The sequence below is a fragment of the Variovorax sp. genome (genome assembly GCF_035634955.1).
Lineage (GTDB): Bacteria > Pseudomonadota > Gammaproteobacteria > Burkholderiales > Burkholderiaceae_C > Variovorax.
The window spans coordinates 1-18,287 of record NZ_DASQBZ010000029.1; the positions used below are offsets into that span (position 1 = coordinate 1).

The window sequence follows — 18,287 nt, forward strand, 5'->3', positions numbered from 1 at the left end:
CGCCGTGTCTGTCTGAGCGCAGTGAACGCAGTGAACGCAGCGAGTTACACGGCGCAGGCCGGCTTCGCGAGCACCGCAGGGAAGCCCCGAAGGGGCCGGCGCAGTGAAGGCCGCCGGCGGGCAGCGCAGGCCGGGCGGCCCTCCCCCAGAGCAAACAGAGCAAATCAAGCCCGCCCGCACCCGCAACCCTCGTATAAACTCGCACAGGTCAGGAGAGAGCCCCGCCGCGCCGGGGCCGCCGAAGGCGCAGGCACCCCGTAAAAGGGCCACCAAACGCTCAGGCAAAAGGACTGACGAGGCGCCCCGTTCGCGGGGCGTTTTCCCGGCTGGAGAGAGGCGGCACACGGCATTCGCCGGCGTCGCCCACCGAAGGAGCAAACCTCGATCGTGGGGCGAATCTCTCAGGTAAAGCGGACAGCAGGGGTGGCCCATGGCATGTGTCATGGATATCGACTGCCCCACAAGGAGCACGCCCCTTGACCACCGCCCCCGCCGACCTCCTCGAGACCCCGCTACACGGCCTGCACCTGGAGCTCGGCGCACGCATGGTGCCCTTTGCCGGCTACTCGATGCCCGTGCAGTATCCCGCCGGTCTCATGGCCGAACACAAGCACACCCGCACCGCCGCCGGCCTGTTCGACATCTCGCACATGGGCCAGCTGCGCCTGTCCGGCCCCGACGCCGCCGCCGCCTTCGAAACCCTGATGCCGGTCGACGTCATCGGCCTGGCCCCAGGCAAACAGCGCTACGGCCTGCTGCTCGACGACGCCGGCGGCATCCTCGACGACCTGATGTTCTTCAACGAAGGCAACGACGCCCTCTTCGTCGTCGTCAACGGCGCCTGCAAGGCCGCCGACATCGCGCACATCCAGGCCCGCATCGGCGGGCGATGCCGTGTCCAACCCATGCCGGGCCATGCCCTGCTCGCCCTGCAGGGCCCGCAGGCGGCCGCCGTGCTGGCGCGGCTGTCGCCCGGCGTCGAGCGCTTCGTCTTCATGACCGGCGGCGCCATCAGGATCGGCGACATTCCCGCCTTCGCCACCCGCAGCGGCTACACCGGCGAGGACGGCTTCGAGATCTCCGTCGCCGCCGACCAGGCCGACGCCCTCGCCCGGCTGCTGCTGGCACAGCACGAAGTGCAGCCCATCGGCCTGGGCGCGCGCAACTCGCTGCGCCTGGAAGCCGGGCTGTGCCTCTACGGCAACGACATCGACACCACCACCACCCCGGTCGAGGCGTCGCTGACGTGGGCCATCCAGAAGGTGCGCCGCAGCGGCGGCGCGCGCGCCGGCGGCTTTCCGGGCGCAGACAAGATCCTGGCGCAGTTGGCCGTCGCCGCCGACCTGGCCGGCCACGTCGACCAGCAGATCCTCACGCGCCGCCGCGTCGGCCTGGTCGCGCTCGAGCGCGTGCCGGTGCGCGAAGGCTGCGCGCTCCAGTCCTTCGAAGGCCACGCGATCGGCACCGTCACCAGCGGCCTGCTCGGCCCAACCGCCGAACGGCCCATTGCCATGGGCTACGTCGCCACCGCATTCTCCGAGCCGGGCACCCGCGTGCAGGCCATCGTGCGCGGCAAGCCGGTGCCCATGGAAGTGAGCACCATGCCCTTCGTGCCGACCCGATATTTCCGGGGCTGAGCGTCCACCAGCGGCGGTCGCCCGGTTCCGATTCAATCCCTTCTCTTCATCCCATCCAAACCGGAGCACGACATGCCCCTCAAGTACACCAAGGAACACGAATGGATCGCGACCGACGGCGACATCGCCACGGTCGGCATCACCCTGCATGCGCAGGACGCGCTCGGCGACGTGGTCTTCGTCGACCTTCCCGAGGTCGGCCAGGGCTATGCGCCTGGCGAAGTGGCCGGGGTGGTCGAATCGGTCAAGGCCGCGGCCGACGTCTACATGCCCATCGCCGGCGAAGTCACCGAGGTGAACGAGGCGCTGCGCGCCGACCCCTCGCTGGCCAACAGCGACCCGCTGGGCGCCGGCTGGTTCTTCAAGATCCGCATGACCGATCCGAGCCAGCTCGATCCGCTCATGGACGAGACCAGCTACACGCAATTCACGGCTTGAACCCACCCCAGGCTACCTGCCTGGCAGGTCCTCCAACCCCTTAGCCTTTCATATGCCCACGCCGTCGCTTCTTGCTCTTGAGAACCACGAGGAATTCATTGGCCGCCACATCGGCATCGGTGCCGATGACGAAGCAAAGATGCTGCAGGCGGTTGGCTCGGCCACGCGGGCCGCGCTGATCGACGGCATCGTGCCACCCGCCATCCGCCGCGCCGCGCCGATGCAATTGCCCAAGCCGGCCACCGAGGCCGAGGCGCTGGCCGAGCTCAAGGCGATGGCCGGCCGCAACAAGGTGCTCAGGAGCTTCATCGGCCAGGGCTACTACGGCACCCACACGCCCGGCGTGATCCTGCGCAACATCCTCGAGAACCCGGCCTGGTACACCGCCTACACGCCCTACCAGGCCGAGATCTCGCAGGGCCGCATGGAAGCGCTGGTCAATTTCCAGACCATGGTCTGCGACCTGACCGGCATGGCGATCGCCAACGCCTCCATGCTCGACGAGGCCACCGCCGCCGCCGAGGCCATGACGCTGGCGCGCAGGTCGGTCAAGGCAAAGGGCAGCGTGCTGGTCGTCTCGGGCGACACGCATCCGCAGACCCTCGAAGTGCTGCGCACGCGTGCGGCGCCGCTGGGCCTGACGCTCGAAGTCGCCATGAACGCCGAAGCCTGGGACCAGGCGCTTGCCCGCGACGACTACTTCGCCGCGCTCGCGCAGTACCCGGCGTCGAGCGGATGGCTGCACGACTGGAGCCGCGACGCCGCCACGGCGCACGGCAAGAGCGCCGCCTTCATCGTCTGCGCCGACCTGCTGGCGCTCACGCTGATCAAGCCGCCCGGCGAGATGGGCGCGGACATCGTCGTGGGCAGCACGCAGCGCTTCGGCATGCCCATGGGCGCGGGTGGACCGCACGCCGCCTTCATGGCCTGCCGCGACGAATTCAAGCGCAGCCTGCCGGGCCGGCTGGTGGGCGTGAGCGTCGACGCGCACGGCGCGCCCGCCTACCGGCTGGCGCTGCAGACGCGCGAGCAGCACATCCGCCGCGAGAAGGCCACCAGCAACATCTGCACGGCGCAGGTGCTGCCGGCGGTGATCGCCAGCATGTACGCCGTCTACCACGGGCCCGACGGCCTCAGGCGCATTGCCGCCCGGGTCGCCCTGCTCACGTCGATCCTCAGGGCCGGGCTGGCCAAGCTCGGCTTCGCCCAGCACCACGATTCGGCCTTCGACACGCTCGGCCTGAAGACCGGCGAAGCCACCGACGCCATTGCCGCCCGCGCCGTCGCGCACGGCGCCAACCTGCGCAAGGCCTGGGGCGAGTATCTGTGCATCTCCCTCGACGAGACCAGCACCCGCGCCGACGTCGAACTGCTCTGGCGCATCTTCGCCGGCGAAGGCAAGGCCGTGCCCGACTTCGACGCCCTTGCCGCGGATGCGCCGCCGCTCATTCCCGACGCGCTGCGCCGCACCACCGCCTATCTTTCGCACCCGGTGTTCAACACCCACAAGAGCGAGACCGCAATGCTGCGCTACATCCGCAGCCTGTCCGACAAGGACCTCGCGCTGGACCGCAGCATGATCCCGCTGGGCAGCTGCACCATGAAGCTCAACGCCACCAGCGAGATGATCCCCATCACCTGGCCGGAATTCGCCAACGTGCACCCGTTAGCGCCCGCCGACCAGCTGCAGGGCTACGCCATGCTCGACCAGCAACTGCGCGAGTGGCTCTGCCAGGCCACCGGCTACAAGGGCATCAGCCTGCAGCCCAACGCAGGCTCGCAGGGCGAATACGCCGGGCTGCTGGCCATCATGGCCTGGCACGAGGCGCAGGGCCAGGGCCACCGCAAGGTCTGCCTGATCCCCTCCTCCGCGCACGGCACCAACCCGGCCAGCGCACAGATGGCCGGCATGAAGGTCGTGGTGACCGCCTGCGACGCACAGGGCAACGTCGACATCGACGACCTGCGCCGCGCCTGCGATGCGCACAAGGACGACCTGGCCTGCGTGATGATCACCTACCCGAGCACGCACGGCGTGTTCGAGACCCGCGTCAAGGAGCTGTGCGAGATCGTGCACGCCCACGGTGGCCGCGTGTATGTCGACGGCGCCAACATGAACGCCCTGGTGGGCGTTGCCGCCCCGGGCGAGTTCGGCGGCGACGTGAGCCACCTGAACCTGCACAAGACCTTCTGCATTCCGCACGGCGGCGGCGGACCGGGCGTCGGGCCGGTGTGCGTGGTCGAGGACCTGGTGCCGTACCTGCCCGGCCATGCCACGGCGGGCGGCCAGCCGCACGTCGGCGCCATCTCCGCTGCCCCCCTGGGCAACGCGGCGGTGCTGCCGATCAGCTGGATGTACTGCCGCATGATGGGCGCCACCGGTCTGAAGGCCGCAACCGAGGTCGCGATCCTGAGCGCCAACTACATCAGCGCGCGCCTGGCCGAGCACTACCCCACCCTGTACGCGAGCCCCAACGGCCACGTGGCCCACGAGTGCATCCTGGACCTGCGCCCCATCAAGGACAGCAGCGGCGTCACCGCCGAAGACGTCGCCAAGCGCCTGATCGACTATGGCTTCCACGCGCCGACGCTGAGCTTCCCGGTGGCCGGCACGCTGATGGTCGAGCCCACCGAAAGCGAGCCGCTGGCCGAGCTCGATCGCTTCATAGAGGCCATGATCGCCATCCGCGGCGAGATCCGGCGCATCGAGGAAGGCGTGTGGCCCAGGGAAGACAACCCGCTCAAGAACGCGCCGCACACCGCCGCCAGCCTGATGAGCAGCGACTGGGACCGTCCGTACTCGCGCGAACTTGCGGCCTTTCCGCTGGCGGCTCTGCGCCAGGGCAAATACTGGTCACCCGTGGGCCGGGTGGACAACGTCTACGGCGACCGCAACCTGTTCTGCTCGTGCGTGCCGATCGAGGACTACGCGGCGCAGGAGTGACGGCTAGGGCCGGCGTTGCGCCGGCCGCCCGCGTCACTCCACGCTGATGCTGGCCGCCTTCACCAGTTGCGCGAACTTCTCGGTCTCGTCCCTGATCTGACGCGCCATTTCCTGCTGGGAGTCGCCGATGGGCTCGGCGCCGATCTTTGCCATCTGCGCCTTGAAATCGGCCGAATGGATGATCTTCGTCATCTCCACAGCAAGGCGGACCTGAACGTCCTTCGGCGTCGCCGCCGGCGCCAGCACGCCGAACCAGGTGCCGATGTTGAAGCCCTTCAGCCCCGCCTCCTGCAGCGTTGGCACGTCCGGCAGTGCGGACGAGCGCTTGGCGGTCGTCACCGCCAGCGGACGCAGCTTGCCGGCCTGGATGTGCGGCAGCACCGGCGTCACGGTATCGAATGACATCGCAACCTGCCCGCCCAGCAGATCGACCGTGAGCGGCCCGCTGCCCTTGTACGGGACATGCAGCAGCTTCACCCCAGTCATGTTCTGGAACTGGGTGCCGATCAGGTGCTGCGCGGTACCGTTGCCGTTGGAACCGTACGCAAGGGGCTCCTTCGCGTCCCTGGCCAGGGCGATCAGGCCGGCCACATCCTTCGCCGGGGAATCCGCCTTGACCACCAGCACGTTGGGCACCATCGCGATGGTGGTGAGCGGCGCGAAGTCCTTCTGAAAGTCGTAGGGGAGCTTCTTGTAGACGCTGGTGGCAATGGTGTGGTGCACCGCGCCGACCAGCAGCGTGTAGCCGTTGGGCTGGGACTTCGCCACGTAGTCCGCACCCAGCGTGGCCCCGGCGCCGGGCTTGCTCTCGACGATCACCGCCTGTCCGAGGGCCTTGCCGAGCGGCTCGGCCAGGGCGCGCGCCAGCACGTCGGTGGTGCCTCCGGCCGGGAATGGCACGATCAGGCTGATCGTGCGCGTCGGCCAGTCCTGCGCCTGGGCGGTACCGACCCCCAGGCAGAACGTGCAGGCGGCGGCCGCCAGCAGCGTGCGGCGTCCCACTCGGGCAGCGACGCCCGGCTTGATCTCTTGCATGGCTTGTCTCCTTCTTGTGGCTGACTACTGTCCGGAATGCTCAGCGGCCGGCAGCGGCCGCCAGGCCTCGGCACACGGCTTCGGTCACCTGCGCGGTGGTGGCGTTGCCGCCGAGGTCGCGCGTGCGCAGTTCGCCGGACGCGGTCACCGCCTCGATGGCCTGCATGAGCCGCGCGGCAGCGCCGGTTTCTCCAAGATGCTCGAGCAGCATCACGCAGGACCAGAAAGTCCCGATCGGATTGGCCAGGCCCTGGCCCATGATGTCGAAGGCCGAGCCATGGATCGGCTCGAACATGCTCGGAAAACGGCGCTCGGGGTCGATGTTGGCGGTGGGCGCGATGCCCAGGCTGCCCGCCAGCGCGGCCGCCAGGTCGCTCAGGATGTCGGCATGCAGATTGGTCGCGACAACGGTGTCCAGGCTGGCAGGACGCATCACCATCCGCGCTGTCATTGCGTCGACGAGCTCCTTGTCCCAACGTACATCGGGGAACTCCCGGGAAACCTCCAGGGCGATCTCGTCCCACATCACCATGGCATGGCGCTGGGCGTTGCTCTTGGTGACTACGGTGAGCTGCTTGCGCGGGCGGCTCTGCGCCAACCTGAAGGCGAAGCGGATGATGCGCTCGACCCCGGCCCGCGTGAGGATGGAAACATCCGTCGCCACCTCGATCGGCAGGCCCTGGTGCACGCGCCCGCCCACGCCGGCGTACTCGCCTTCGGAGTTCTCGCGCACGATCACCCAGTCGAGGTCGTCGGGACCGCAGCGCTTGAGCGGCGCATCGATGCCGGGCAGGATGCGCGTGGGCCGCACGTTGGCGTACTGGTCCAGGCCCTGGCAGATCTTCAGGCGCAGGCCCCAAAGCGTGATGTGATCCGGGATGTGCGGGTCGCCGGCCGAGCCGAACAGGATTGCGTCCTTGTCGCGCAGCGCGTCCAGGCCATCGGCCGGCATCATCACGCCGTGCCGGCGATAGTAGTCACCACCCCAGTCGAAGTTCTCGAACTCGAAGCCGAAGCCGGCGTCGGGGCCGGCCAGGGCCTGCAGCACCTCCTGGCCTGCCGGCGTGACCTCCTTGCCGATGCCGTCTCCAGGAATGACGGCGATGTGAAATTTCTTCATGGATGGCGGCTCCCTGACGAAGCGATGTGGTCGATGCGCCGACTCTAGGAACATTCGCGCCGCACAGGCATCACCAAAGAAAAGCCATCGTTAACCTGAAGCTAATAATGAAGGCCCGTCCTCGCAACACAATCGCCCCATGGCCAAGCGCATCCAGCCTGCCGACCTGGCGTTCTTCGCGACGTTGTCGACCGCCGGCAGCCTGAGCGCCGCCGGGCGCGAACTGGGGGTGTCCACGCCCGCGGTCAGCAAGCACCTGGCATTGATGGAGTCGCGCCTGGGCGTGTCGCTGGTCAATCGCTCCACGCGCAGGATGAGCCTGACCCCCGAGGGCGAGGTGTACCTGGAGCATGCCCGTCGCATCCTCGCTGGCATCGAGGACCTGGAGCAGACGCTGGGCGCCGCCCAGGCCTCGCCCTCCGGCCTGCTGCGGGTCAATGCGACGCTGGGTTTCGGGCGCAGCCACGTGGCGCCGCTGATCTCGCGCTTCGCCAAGCGGCATCCGGACGTCGAGGTGCAGTTGCAGCTGTCGGTCAATCCGCCGGCCCTGACCGACGATTCGTTCGACGTATGCATTCGATTCGGCCCACCGCCGGACGCACGCGTGATTGCGCGCCGCATTGCACGGAATCGGCGCCTGCTGTGTGCTTCTCCGGCGTATCTGCAAAAGCTGGGCACACCCAAGGTCCCGAGTGACTTGACGCGCCACAGGTGCATCACGATCCGCCAGGGCGACGAGGCCTATGGGCTGTGGCGGCTCACCATGAGCAAGGGCCGGCATCCGGGCACCCAGGCCATCAAGGTTCGCGGCGGACTGTCGACGAACGACGGCGAGATCGCCGTCAACTGGGCGTTGGACGGCCACGGCATTCTGATGCGGGCCGAGTGGGACATTGCGCGCTACCTGCACAGCGGTCGGCTGGTGCAGGTGCTGCCTCAGTACGACACGCCGGACGCCGACATCTATGCGGTCTATCCGCGGCATCACCACACGGTGGCGCGGGTGCGCGCCTTCGTCGATTTCGTGGCCGCGGCGTTCACACAGTGGGAGCTCAGCGGGCGCTCGACGCGCTGACGGCACCAAGGGACCGACCAGCAGTCAGTGCCCGTGCCCATCGTGTCCGCCGTGGCCGTCGCCGCAGAACTCGCGCAACTTGCGCTCCTTGCGCGGGTCGTTCCATGCCTTGTCGTTGGCATCGAACACGATCGGACGCAGGTAGTCCGTCGGATCGATCAGCCAGCGAACGTCGGGCCACTCGGCGCGCGGCATGCCCATCAGTTCCAACTGCTTGCCCTTGCCTTCCTTGAGGGCTCCGGCGGTGTTGTGCCAGGCGAAGGTGAAGTGGCTGCCGTCGCGCAGGATGAAGTCGTAGAACAGGCTGTCTGCGCCGCCCGGGTTGCCCCCGGTGCGCAGGTCCACCTGGCCGGTCAGCGGCGACGACCCCGCCCCCCCGGCTGGAAACGTCCCGCCGGCGCGAAAGCTCAGGTCGAACGCCGGTCGTCCCCTCTGCTGCGCCCCGTCGATGACCGTGCGCCGGCGAAGTCGCCGCGCAGCACACGCCCGATCCAGTCGCGCAGATCCGCGCCGAAGGCATTGAACGGGGTGTCGAACTGGGCTGCCAGGCTCGTGTGGTTGTGGTCCAGGTACTGGGCAACCCGCGGCATCGGCGCGCCGTCGGTTCTGGCCAGGCATGCGAGCCGATTCACCAGTTCGAGCGATTGGTACTCGAGCATCGGGTTCTCGTACTGCGCGAAGCCCACGAACGTGGGCGGCGCGTCGGCCCGTGTGCGGTGGATGGGCGCCCGCGTGGCGTACAACGAAATGTCGGTCCCGTAGTACGCGGCGACACCCGGGGCATTGGGGTTGCCCGGATGCTGGTCGGCATCGACGCGCGGACTGGCCAGCACCAGGCCGACGATCGGCAGGCCGTCCGGTGGACGTACCCGCGCGTCCCATGCGGCGGTTGCCGCGTGCGCGCAACCGGCCGAATGGGCCATCAATACCATACGCCGCGCGTCGCCGCCAAAACGTGCGGCGTTCCGGGCGACCCACAGCACCGCATCACGCACGTCCTCGGCGCCGGCCGGCCAGACTGCCTCGGGCGCGAGCCGGTACTCCACGTTCACGGCCAGGAACCCATGCCGCGCAAATTCGCGCGACACGTTGCCATAGACCTGCGGCGTCAGGCACTTTTCGCCGCGTACGAAAGCACCGCCGTGCACGAACATGAGCACCGGCGCGCCGTCGCCACCTTCAGTGAGCAACCCGGGCGATGGTGCCGCGCCCGTTGGTTCGTAGACATCCAGGCGTTGGCGCGGGTGTGGGCCGTACGACTGGTCGGCGTGCAGGCGCCATGCCGGCGGCGCAGCCGCGTCGATCAGGGGCGCCCAGGCCGCGAGCATCGCCTGGCTGGCAGCCCGGATGTCGTGATGCCAGAGCGGGCCTAGCCGGCGCATGTCGGCCAGCAATTCAGGTGGAAGCGGATGTGCCATATGCAGTAAAGTTGTACGACAAGTTTCTCGACACCGTATGACCATGCACTTCAGCGCGCTTGCACCCGGGGCCCGGCTGGCGGACCGCGTCGCCGACGCGCTTGCCGGCGAGATCCGCAATGGCCGGGTGGTGGCCGGCGCCAAGCTGCCTCCGGAGGCAGCTTTGTCGGCGCAGTTCTCGGTCAGCCGCACGGTGGTGCGCGAGGCGATCTCGCGGCTCAAGTCGATCGGCCTGGTCGATTCGCGCCAGGGCAGCGGCGTGTACGTGCGCGAGGCGGGCATTCCATCGCTGAGCTTCGACGCCAGCTATGCCGGCTCGCGCGAGGCCGTGATCCAGATGGTGGAGGTGCGCCGCGCGCTCGAGTCCGAGGTTGCCGGATTGGCTGCCGAGCGCCGCACGGCGGCGGACGTGCGCCAGTTGCGGCGCGCACTCACCGCGCTCGACCGGGCCGTGCGTGCCGGCGGCGACGGCGTGATGGAGGACGTCGCCTTTCATCGCGCCATCGGGGATGCCGCCCACAACCCTTTCCTGCAGAGCACGCTGCAGTACCTCAGCCGCCTGCTCCAGGGCGCCACCCGAGTGACGCGCGCCAACGAAGCGCGACGCCAGGACTTCGCGCGCCAGGTGCGCGAGGAACACGACCGCATCGTCGAGGCGATCGCGGCCGGCGACGCGCAGGCTGCACGCAGCATGGCGGCAGCGCACATGAACAACGCCATCCGCCGCATCGAGGAAGCCGACCCGGCCTTCTGGCAGCAGGAAGGCACCGTGCTGGCCCGTGCGCTGATCAGCGGGCTGTCGACCACGCCGCCGGCCGCCGGCTGAGCAGCATAGCGGCCCGTCCGGCGCACGGGGCGTGGGCCGCAACGGCAGCGCCCGGCAGCGGACCTTCGGTGGGTATTCCCTTATGTCTTCGAGCATCTCAACTTGTATGATAACCCTACGACTTCAGCATCGGAAGGCCAAGTGGAACCTCTCTATCTCGACCACTTCACGCTGCGCGTCCCCTCCGGGGAACTGGGCAGGCTGCACGACTTCTATGCCCGGGTGCTCACGCTGGCCGAGGGACCACGGCCGGACTTTTCCTTCCCGGGCCACTGGTTCTATATCGGCGAGCGCCCCGTCATTCACCTGGCCGGCAACGCGCCGCCGGACGAGCCGGCGCCACCGGCGGGCCTGCCAACCGGCCGCTTCAACCATGTCTCGCTGCGCTGGCGCGGCCTCGCAGCCACTCGCGCCCATCTTTCGGCCTGCGCGGTGCCTTGGACGGAGGCCACCGTACCGGGCGCGCCTCTGCACCAGCTGTTCCTGCACGATCCCACCGGATTGATGATCGAGCTGACCTTCGACGCGGCCGAACTCGCGCAGGCCGGTGCACCGGGCCGGTGAACTTCCGCGGCGCGCCGAATGCGCGTCTCCCCACCCATTGGAGGACCCACATGAAAACCTCGAAACTCGCTTCACGCTGGATGGCCTGCCTCGCGTCCGTTGGCCTGCTGCTGGGCACCGCGCATGCTGACGGGTACCCGTCCAAAGTCGTCACGGTCGTGGTCGGCAGCGAGCCCGGCGGCGCCCCGGACCTGATCGCGCGTGTCCTCGCGGCGCCGCTGGGCAAGCAGCTAGGCCAATCCGTGATCGTCGAGAACCGGCCCGGCGCCGCAGGCACCGTCGCCGCCGGATACGTCGCTCGCGCCCAACCCGACGGCTACACGCTGACCATGGGCACCGTCTCGCCACACGCCATCGCCAAGAGCGTCTATCCGCACCTGAGCTACGACCCGCTCACCAGCTTCGCGCCCGTGGCCAAGGTGGCTTCCGTCCCGCTGATCCTGGTCGTCAAGGCGGATTCGCCCGCGCGCACCCCGCAGGATTTGATCGCCCTGGCGAAAGCGCACCCCGACAAGCTGAACTACGCATCCGCGGGGCCCGGCGGCCTTCAGCACCTGACGTCCGAACTGTTCAGTTCCGCAAGCGGCATCAAGATGGCGCACATTCCCTACAAGAGTGGCTCGGCGGGCATCACCGCGGTGCTCTCCGGCGAGGTCCAGATGTTCTTCGCCGGCATGCCGCCAGCACTGGCGCAGATCAAGGCCGGCAAGCTGCGCGGCCTGGCCGTCACCACGGCGCATCGCTTCCCTGCCGTACCGGACGTGCCGACCATGAAGGAGGCCGGCCTGGCTGACTTCGAGGCCGACAACTGGCATGCGATCTTTGCCCCGGCAGGCACGCCCGCCCCGGTGATCGAGCGCCTGAACCGGGAAATCGGCGTTGCGCTCCAGGACCCCGAAGTCGCTGCGCAGCTTCTGAAGATCGGCGCGGTCGCGCAGACAGGAACACCATCGGAACTGGGCCAGCTGGTCAAGTCCGACGGCGAAAAATGGGCGCGCGTCGTCAAGGCGAATGGCATCGCGCTCAACTGATACAGGAAACCACATGGAACCGATGAACCTGCTCATCATCATGGACGACGAGCACAACAAGAAGATGCTCGGCTGCTATGGCCACCCCACGGTCAAGACACCCAATCTGGATCGGCTCGCTGCCCGCGGGACGCGCTTTACCAACGCCTACACGAACTCGCCCATCTGCGTGCCGGCGCGTTCTGCGTTCGCCACCGGAAGGTACGTCCACCAGACCGGTTACTGGGACAACGCCATCGCCTATGACGGAGAGGTCCGCTCCTGGGGGCACGTGCTGCAGGAGCACGGCCACCCGGTGGTGTCCATCGGCAAGCTGCACTACACCAACGAGGAAGCCGACACCGGGTTCGACCAGCAGATCATTCCCATGCACATCGAGGGCGGAGTCGGCGATCTGCACGGACTGCTGCGCGAACCGCTCCCGGTGCGGCATCAGTCGCGCGACATGGCAACGCGCATCGGCCCGGGCGATTCCACATACACCGGCTACGACCGCGATATTGCCGACGAAGCCTGCCAATGGCTGCAGGGCGAGGGCAACGCCAGCCGCGGGAAGCCGTGGACGCTCTTCACGTCCTTCATCTCGCCACACTCCCCGCTGGTCGCGCCGCAGGCGTACTACGACATGTACCCGCCCGAGTCGATCGTTCTGCCGAAGAAGCGGCCAGCCGGCTTCCAGCACCCCTGGTGGGACGCGCTGAACGCGTGCTACATCTTCGACGCGAGCTTCGCGGACGACCACCAGCGCCGCATCGCCATCGCCTCCTACTACGCGCTGTGCACCTACATCGACGATCAGGTCGGCCGCGTGCTCGACACGCTCGCGGCCACCGGGCTCGACAAGACCACGCGGGTGATCTTCCTCTCGGACCACGGCGACAACATGGGTGCGCGCGGCTTGTGGGGGAAGTCGAACATGTACGAGGAATCGGCAGGCATTCCGATGATTGCGGCCGGCCCGGGCATCGCCTCGGGCGCGACCTGCGACACGCCCGTGTCGCACATCGATTTCTGGCCGACGATCCTCGAAGCGGTCGGCGTGCCGCCGCAGGCGCGCGAAGCCGAATCGCACCCGGGTCGCTCGTTGTTCGAGTCGATGCGCATGGGCGAGGCCGAGGCCGCCCAGCGCGTCGTGCTGAGCGAATACCACGCCGCCGGCTCGATCAGTGCCTGCTACATGATCCGCAAGGGCGATTGGAAATACATCCACTACACCGGCTTCCGGCCGGAGTTGTTCAACCTTCGCGAAGACCCCGAGGAAGTGATGGACCGGGCGGCGGACCCCGCGTGCCAGGACGTGCTGGCGGACCTCGAGGACGAATTGCGGCAGCGTCTGGACCCCGTCGCCGCGGATGAACGGGCCAAGGCGGCGCAACGTGCGCTCATCGAGCAACACGGCGGCTACGAGGCCCTGGAGCGCCGCGGCGGCGGCAGCTACACCCCCGTTCCCGGCGAAGAGGTCCGATTGATCCAAGGCTGAACCAGCATGAACACACCGCAAGCCGGCCTGATCGGCCTGGGCGCCATGGGCGCCGGCATCGCCGCCACGCTCCGGCGTGCCGGATATCACCTGCACGTTTGCGACGCACGACCGGGCGCTGCCGCGGCATTCGCCGCAGACGGTGGCACCGCCCATGACACGCCCGCCCAGGTGGCCGCGCATTGCGACCGGATCATCAGCGTCGTCGTGAACGCGCAGCAGACCGAGCAGATCCTGTTCGGCGATGCCGGCGCGGCGGCAGCCATGAAACCCGGCAACGTGTTCGTCATGTGCTCCACCGTGGACCCCAACTGGTCCGTCGCGCTCGAAGAACGCCTGGCCGCGACCGGCATCCTGTATGTGGACGCGCCCATCTCCGGTGGCGCCGCCAAGGCGGCCGCCGGGCAGATGACGGTGATGTCCGCCGCCACGCCCGAGGCCTACGCCAAGGCCGGGCCGATGCTCGACGCCATGGCCGGCAAGGTCTACCGGCTGGGCGATCGCGCCGGTGCGGGCAGCAAGGTGAAGATCATCAACCAGCTGCTGGCCGGGGTGCACATCGCCGCCGCCGCCGAGGCGATGGCGCTCGGGCTGCGCGAAGGCGTGGACGCGGCGGCACTGTACGAGGTCATCACCCACAGCGCCGGCAACAGCTGGATGTTCGAGAACCGCATGGCGCACGTGCTGGCCGGCGACTACACACCGTTGTCGGCGGTGGACATCTTCGTCAAGGACCTGGGGCTGGTGCTCGACACCGCGCGTGCCAGCAAGTTTCCGCTGCCGCTGGCCTCCACCGCTCACCAGATGTTCATGCAGGCGTCGAGCGCGGGCTTCGCCCGCGAGGACGATTCGGCGGTGATCAAGATCTTCCCGGGCATCACCCTGCCCTGACCATCAGGGCGGCGAGGCGGCGCGGCACCAGTCGACGCGGCGCCCGCGGACGCCCGCAACAGCAAGACAGGAAAAGAAGGAATGACCTCTTCGACGGGACTCAACATTCTCGTGACCGGTGGCTGCGGATTTCTCGGGGCACGCCTGGCGCGCGCGCTCCTGGCCCAGGAAGCGGTGTCGCTGGCGGGAGCTGCGCCCCGCCCGCTGGCGCACGTGCTGCTGGTGGACCGCGCACCTCCGCCATCCGACCTGCGAGACGACGGGCGCGTCCGTTTCATCGGTGGCGACCTGCCGTCGCTGATCGCCGACGGGCAATTGCCGCTCGACGAGGTCGACCTCGTCTTCCATCTCGCCGCCGCGGTCAGCGGTGAATGCGAAGCCGATTTCGACCTGGGCATGCGCAGCAATCTCGATGCAACGCGCGGATTGCTCGACGCGTGCCGCAAATCCGGCACGGCCCCGGTGTTCGTGTTCTCCAGTTCGGTCGCCGTGTTCGGCGACTCGCCAGAGCAGCCGCTGCCACCGGTGATCGAAGACACCACGCTGGCAACACCGCAGAACAGCTACGGCATCCAGAAGTTCGTCGGCGAGCAATTGGTGGCCGACTACACGCGCAAGGGGTATGTGGCTGGACGTAGCGTGCGGCTGATGACCGTGTCGGTACGCCCGGGGTTGCCGAACGGCGCTGCATCCGGCTTCCTGAGCGGCATGCTGCGCGAGCCGCTCGCGCAGCGGCGCACCCGTTGTCCGGTTGACCCCGACACCGCCGTCGCCCTGGCCTCGCCCGGAAACACGATTGCCGGCCTGCTGCGCGCGGCCAGCGCCCCGGCCGCCGACTGGGGTGCCCGTACCGCCATCAACCTTCCGGCGCTGACCACCACCGTGCGCGAGATGGCCCAGGCACTCGAGCGATTGGCCGGCCCGCAAGCCACCGCCCTGATCGACTGGGAACCCGACCCGCAAGTGACGAAGATCATCACCAGCTGGCCCAGCCGCTTCGAAGCGCGCCGCGCTGCCGCCCTCGGCCTCGCGCCGGACGCAAGCGTCGATGCCATCCTCGCCGACTATGTGCGGGAGAATCCCGAGGCGGTCAGGATGCCGCTGCGCACGGCGATGGCCGCCTGAACGACGAGGACCCCCACACCATGACCCGATTGCTGCTGGGCTGCATCGCCGACGACTTCACGGGCGCCACGGATCTGGCCAACAACCTCGTGCGTGCGGGCATGCGCACGGTGCAGGCCATCGGCGTGCCCGACGCGCCGTTCGCCGGCGAGGCCGAATGCGTGGTCATCGCGTTGAAGTCGCGCACGATCGCCGCGTCCGATGCCGTTGCGCAGTCGCTGGCGGCGCTGCGCTGGCTGCAGGCGCAAGGTGCTCGGCAGATCTACTTCAAGTACTGCTCGACCTTCGACTCCACCCCGCGCGGCAACATCGGCCCGGTGGCCGAGGCCCTGATGGACGCGCTGGGCTGCGACTTCACGATCGCGACGCCGGCTTTTCCCGACAACGGCCGTGCGGTCTTCAAGGGCCACCTGTTCGTCGGCGACGTGCTGCTGAACGAGAGCGGCATGCAGAACCATCCGCTGACGCCCATGACCGACGCCAACCTGGTGCGCGTGCTGCAGGCGCAGTGCCGGCGCCGCGTCGGCCTGATCGACCACGCCGTGGTCGCGCGCGGGGCCGAGGCGGTGCGCGCACGCATCGCCGCGCTGCGCGCCGACGGGGTTGGCCTGGCGGTGGTGGACGCGCTGTCCAACGACGACCTGCTGCGCCTCGGGCCGGCGCTGGCCGACCTGCCACTGCTGACCGCCGGCTCGGGCGTGGCGATCGCGCTGCCGGCCAACTTCGGACTCTCGCCGTCGCCGCAGGCCGCGGCGCTGCCGGCGCCGGGCGGCCTGCAAGCGGTTCTTTCGGGCAGTTGTTCGCTGGCGACCAACCGACAGGTGCGCTACGCCATCCAGGCCGGCATGCCGGCCTTCGCGCTCGACCCGCTGCGCCTGGCACGGCAGGCCGATGCCGGCGAGGACATCGCCGAGGACGCGCTGGCCTGGGCCACGCCCGTGCTCGCGCGCGGCAATGGTCCCCTGCTGGTGTACTCGAGCGCCGACCCCGATGCGGTCAAGGCCACGCAAGGGGCACTTGGAGTGGACGCCGCCGGCGCGCTGGTCGAGCGCGCCATCGCGGCCATCGCACGCGCACTGGTGGCACGCGGGGTTCGCCAGCTGGTGGTTGCCGGCGGCGAAACGTCGGGCGCGGTCGTGCAGGCGCTGGGCATCGGGCAGCTGCGCATCGGGGCGCAGATCGATCCCGGCGTGCCCTGGTGCCACGCGCATGCGCAAGTTGTCGGCGAGGCCGGCGAGCCGATCGACGCCGACCTGCACATCGCATTGAAGTCCGGCAACTTCGGCGGCGACGACTTCTTCACTCGCGCGTTCGCCTGCGCGGCGGCCTGACTGTCGGCCGGCGCCGACGGGCATCCGGGGCATTCGACGCTACAGCCGCCCGCCACGGGCAGGCAGCATGGGTCCATACCGAAGGAGTTGCACCATGCGAACACCGACCCCCAAGGGCCACCCGCCTGACGGTCCGCCGACGGAAGAGCCCGAGATCACCCAGGAAGAGTCGATTCCCAGCGACGGGAAGGACAAGCAGGTCGAGAAGATGATGGACGAGCTCGGCCGCGAAAGGCGCGAGGAACTCGACGAACAGCGCCCGCTCAAGAACGCCTGAGCCAGCCCGCGCGTGCGTTGGCGCCGGACCTGATAAAACGCCTGCCAACCGAAGTTGGAGGCTGATTTGGACCTGCGCACGCTGCGCTACTTCATTGCCGTGCTCGAAGCCGGCAGCCTGTCGCGGGCTGCCGGTTCGCTCTATATCGCGCAGCCGGCCCTCACCGCGCAGATCAAGAAGCTCGAGGCCGAACTGGGCGCGCGGCTGTTCGACCGTTCGCACGCCGGCGTCACACCCACGCTCGCGGGCCTGCAGCTCTACGAGGATGCGCGCCGGCTGCTCAGCGACGCCGAGGCGGTCAAGGAGCGCATCCAACGCCTGCCGCAGGGTCCGGAAGGCTCGGTGACGGTGGCGCTCCCGTTCCTGCTCGCGTCGATGCTCATCGGGCCCGTGCTGGCCGCGCTGAAGAAGACGCACCCCCGCATCCGCGTGTTCGTGCTCGACGACCTCAGTCTCGGCGTGAAGAAAGCCATGCTCGACCGTCGCGCGGACGTGGGCATCCTGGTCGATGCGCCGCAGGTAGACGGGCTGCACTGCCAGCCGCTGGCGCGCGAAGCGATGTACTTCTGCGGCCAGGATTCTGATGGCGCGGTGGCGGCGCTGCTACGCAGACCCAGGCCGAAGGCGAAGCCTTCCGCCAAGGGAAAGCGGGCCTCGCCCGTTCCTTGCGAAATCGATTTCGCGGACGCCGTCGCGCAACCGCTGGTGCTGCAATCGCGCCGCTTCGCCATCCGCCGCAGCGTCGAGGATGCCGCCGGGCCGCTGGGCCTGCCCCTGAACATCGTGCACGAGCAGGACTCGACCCGGGTCATCCGATCGCTGTACATGAGCGGCGCCGGCTTCACCATCACCCCGGCATGTGCGCTCGACAGCCATCCGCCGCAGCGCCCGCACTGGGTGGTCGCCCGCATCGTCAAGCCGGAACTCTCTCGCACCTACACGCTGGCCACGCCGACCGGGCACGCCCCTGACGACGCCACGCAAGTCGTGATCGACGCCCTGCTGGCCGAAAGCCGCGACAGGATCGCGCGCGGCGAATGGGAGGCACGCTGGCTGGGACGCGAGCGCCGTCGCGGCGATGCCGAGGCCTGACGC

General features: G+C 68.8%; 17 protein-coding genes and 2 riboswitches. Of the genes, 13 read left to right on the forward strand and 4 right to left on the reverse strand.

The window, feature by feature from the left end:
• Positions 1 to 199 precede the first annotated feature (199 nt).
• Positions 200 to 299: riboswitch (glycine riboswitch) on the forward strand.
• Between the two features lie 17 nt (positions 300 to 316).
• Positions 317 to 428, forward strand: a riboswitch (glycine riboswitch).
• A 48-nt stretch (positions 429 to 476) separates the two neighbouring features.
• The 3 genes from gcvT (at position 477) to gcvP (ending at position 5,019) form a co-directional block, all read left to right on the forward strand.
• On the forward strand, positions 477 to 1,637 hold the full coding sequence (gene gcvT / locus VES41_RS19530; RefSeq protein ID WP_324820473.1) for a glycine cleavage system aminomethyltransferase GcvT: 1,161 nt from the start codon (positions 477 to 479) through the stop codon (positions 1,635 to 1,637).
• A gap of 72 nt (positions 1,638 to 1,709) precedes the next feature.
• The gene (gene gcvH / locus VES41_RS19535) at positions 1,710 to 2,075 is read left to right on the forward strand and encodes a glycine cleavage system protein GcvH (RefSeq protein ID WP_324820475.1); all 366 of its coding nucleotides are present in this window, start codon (positions 1,710 to 1,712) and stop codon (positions 2,073 to 2,075) included.
• 52 nt (positions 2,076 to 2,127) lie between these two features.
• Positions 2,128 to 5,019: an aminomethyl-transferring glycine dehydrogenase gene (gene gcvP, locus VES41_RS19540; RefSeq protein WP_324820477.1), complete on the forward strand. Its 2,892-nt coding sequence runs from the start codon at positions 2,128 to 2,130 to the stop codon at positions 5,017 to 5,019.
• Positions 5,020 to 5,052: 33 nt separating this feature from the next.
• On the opposite strand, the gene VES41_RS19545 is transcribed toward gcvP, so the two are convergent.
• Together VES41_RS19545 and VES41_RS19550 are read right to left on the reverse strand one after the other, a co-directional pair.
• Positions 5,053 to 6,054: a tripartite tricarboxylate transporter substrate binding protein gene (locus VES41_RS19545; RefSeq protein WP_324820479.1), complete on the reverse strand. Its 1,002-nt coding sequence runs from the start codon at positions 6,052 to 6,054 to the stop codon at positions 5,053 to 5,055.
• Between the two features lie 40 nt (positions 6,055 to 6,094).
• Positions 6,095 to 7,174, reverse strand: coding sequence for a tartrate dehydrogenase (locus VES41_RS19550; RefSeq protein ID WP_324820481.1), 1,080 nt, complete (start codon positions 7,172 to 7,174; stop codon positions 6,095 to 6,097).
• Positions 7,175 to 7,313: 139 nt separating this feature from the next.
• Here VES41_RS19550 and VES41_RS19555 point away from each other — a divergent pair, with 139 nt between their 5' ends.
• A complete protein-coding gene (locus tag VES41_RS19555) occupies positions 7,314 to 8,249 on the forward strand; it encodes a LysR substrate-binding domain-containing protein (protein ID WP_324820484.1) in 936 nt (311 codons plus the stop codon).
• A 24-nt stretch (positions 8,250 to 8,273) separates the two neighbouring features.
• Here the strand turns inward: VES41_RS19555 and VES41_RS19560 are convergent, their stop codons facing one another.
• Together VES41_RS19560 and VES41_RS19565 are read right to left on the reverse strand one after the other, a co-directional pair.
• A complete protein-coding gene (locus tag VES41_RS19560) occupies positions 8,274 to 8,594 on the reverse strand; it encodes a hypothetical protein (RefSeq protein WP_324820486.1) in 321 nt (106 codons plus the stop codon).
• A gap of 62 nt (positions 8,595 to 8,656) precedes the next feature.
• Entirely contained in the window at positions 8,657 to 9,643 is a 987-nt protein-coding gene (locus VES41_RS19565; RefSeq protein WP_324820488.1) for an alpha/beta hydrolase, read from the reverse strand.
• Between the two features lie 61 nt (positions 9,644 to 9,704).
• On the opposite strand from VES41_RS19565, the gene VES41_RS19570 reads away from it, so the two are divergent.
• The 9 genes from VES41_RS19570 to VES41_RS19610 all read left to right on the forward strand — a co-directional run bounded on the left by VES41_RS19570 (position 9,705) and on the right by VES41_RS19610 (position 18,284).
• Positions 9,705 to 10,493, forward strand: a complete 789-nt coding sequence (locus VES41_RS19570) for a FadR/GntR family transcriptional regulator (protein WP_324820490.1) — start codon at positions 9,705 to 9,707, stop codon at positions 10,491 to 10,493.
• A 141-nt stretch (positions 10,494 to 10,634) separates the two neighbouring features.
• Positions 10,635 to 11,057, forward strand: a complete 423-nt coding sequence (locus VES41_RS19575; protein WP_324820492.1) for a hypothetical protein — start codon at positions 10,635 to 10,637, stop codon at positions 11,055 to 11,057.
• Entirely contained in the window at positions 11,054 to 12,088 is a 1,035-nt protein-coding gene (locus tag VES41_RS19580) for a tripartite tricarboxylate transporter substrate binding protein (RefSeq protein WP_324820494.1), read from the forward strand. Before VES41_RS19575 ends, VES41_RS19580 begins: the two co-directional genes overlap by 4 nt.
• Positions 12,089 to 12,101: 13 nt before the next feature.
• On the forward strand, positions 12,102 to 13,568 hold the full coding sequence (locus tag VES41_RS19585; RefSeq protein ID WP_324820496.1) for a sulfatase-like hydrolase/transferase: 1,467 nt from the start codon (positions 12,102 to 12,104) through the stop codon (positions 13,566 to 13,568).
• A gap of 6 nt (positions 13,569 to 13,574) precedes the next feature.
• A complete protein-coding gene (gene ltnD / locus VES41_RS19590; protein WP_324820498.1) occupies positions 13,575 to 14,459 on the forward strand; it encodes an L-threonate dehydrogenase in 885 nt (294 codons plus the stop codon).
• 81 nt (positions 14,460 to 14,540) lie between these two features.
• Positions 14,541 to 15,584, forward strand: a complete 1,044-nt coding sequence (denD, locus tag VES41_RS19595; protein WP_324820500.1) for a D-erythronate dehydrogenase — start codon at positions 14,541 to 14,543, stop codon at positions 15,582 to 15,584.
• A gap of 20 nt (positions 15,585 to 15,604) precedes the next feature.
• On the forward strand, positions 15,605 to 16,915 hold the full coding sequence (otnK, locus tag VES41_RS19600; RefSeq protein ID WP_324820502.1) for a 3-oxo-tetronate kinase: 1,311 nt from the start codon (positions 15,605 to 15,607) through the stop codon (positions 16,913 to 16,915).
• Between the two features lie 94 nt (positions 16,916 to 17,009).
• The gene (locus tag VES41_RS19605; RefSeq protein WP_324820504.1) at positions 17,010 to 17,192 is read left to right on the forward strand and encodes a hypothetical protein; all 183 of its coding nucleotides are present in this window, start codon (positions 17,010 to 17,012) and stop codon (positions 17,190 to 17,192) included.
• Between the two features lie 66 nt (positions 17,193 to 17,258).
• Entirely contained in the window at positions 17,259 to 18,284 is a 1,026-nt protein-coding gene (locus VES41_RS19610; RefSeq protein ID WP_324820601.1) for a LysR family transcriptional regulator, read from the forward strand.
• Positions 18,285 to 18,287: the final 3 nt, after the last annotated feature.

Coding starts and splice junctions, on each gene's coding strand:
- VES41_RS19545 (WP_324820479.1), bottom strand. CDS start 6,054: ATGCAAGAGATCAAGCCGGGCGTCGCTGCCCGAGTGGGACGCCGCACG.
- gcvP (WP_324820477.1), top strand. CDS start 2,128: ATGCCCACGCCGTCGCTTCTTGCTCTTGAGAACCACGAGGAATTCATT.
- VES41_RS19605 (WP_324820504.1), top strand. CDS start 17,010: ATGCGAACACCGACCCCCAAGGGCCACCCGCCTGACGGTCCGCCGACG.
- VES41_RS19585 (WP_324820496.1), top strand. CDS start 12,102: ATGGAACCGATGAACCTGCTCATCATCATGGACGACGAGCACAACAAG.
- otnK (WP_324820502.1), top strand. CDS start 15,605: ATGACCCGATTGCTGCTGGGCTGCATCGCCGACGACTTCACGGGCGCC.
- gcvH (WP_324820475.1), top strand. CDS start 1,710: ATGCCCCTCAAGTACACCAAGGAACACGAATGGATCGCGACCGACGGC.
- denD (WP_324820500.1), top strand. CDS start 14,541: ATGACCTCTTCGACGGGACTCAACATTCTCGTGACCGGTGGCTGCGGA.
- VES41_RS19550 (WP_324820481.1), bottom strand. CDS start 7,174: ATGAAGAAATTTCACATCGCCGTCATTCCTGGAGACGGCATCGGCAAG.
- ltnD (WP_324820498.1), top strand. CDS start 13,575: ATGAACACACCGCAAGCCGGCCTGATCGGCCTGGGCGCCATGGGCGCC.
- VES41_RS19555 (WP_324820484.1), top strand. CDS start 7,314: ATGGCCAAGCGCATCCAGCCTGCCGACCTGGCGTTCTTCGCGACGTTG.
- VES41_RS19570 (WP_324820490.1), top strand. CDS start 9,705: ATGACCATGCACTTCAGCGCGCTTGCACCCGGGGCCCGGCTGGCGGAC.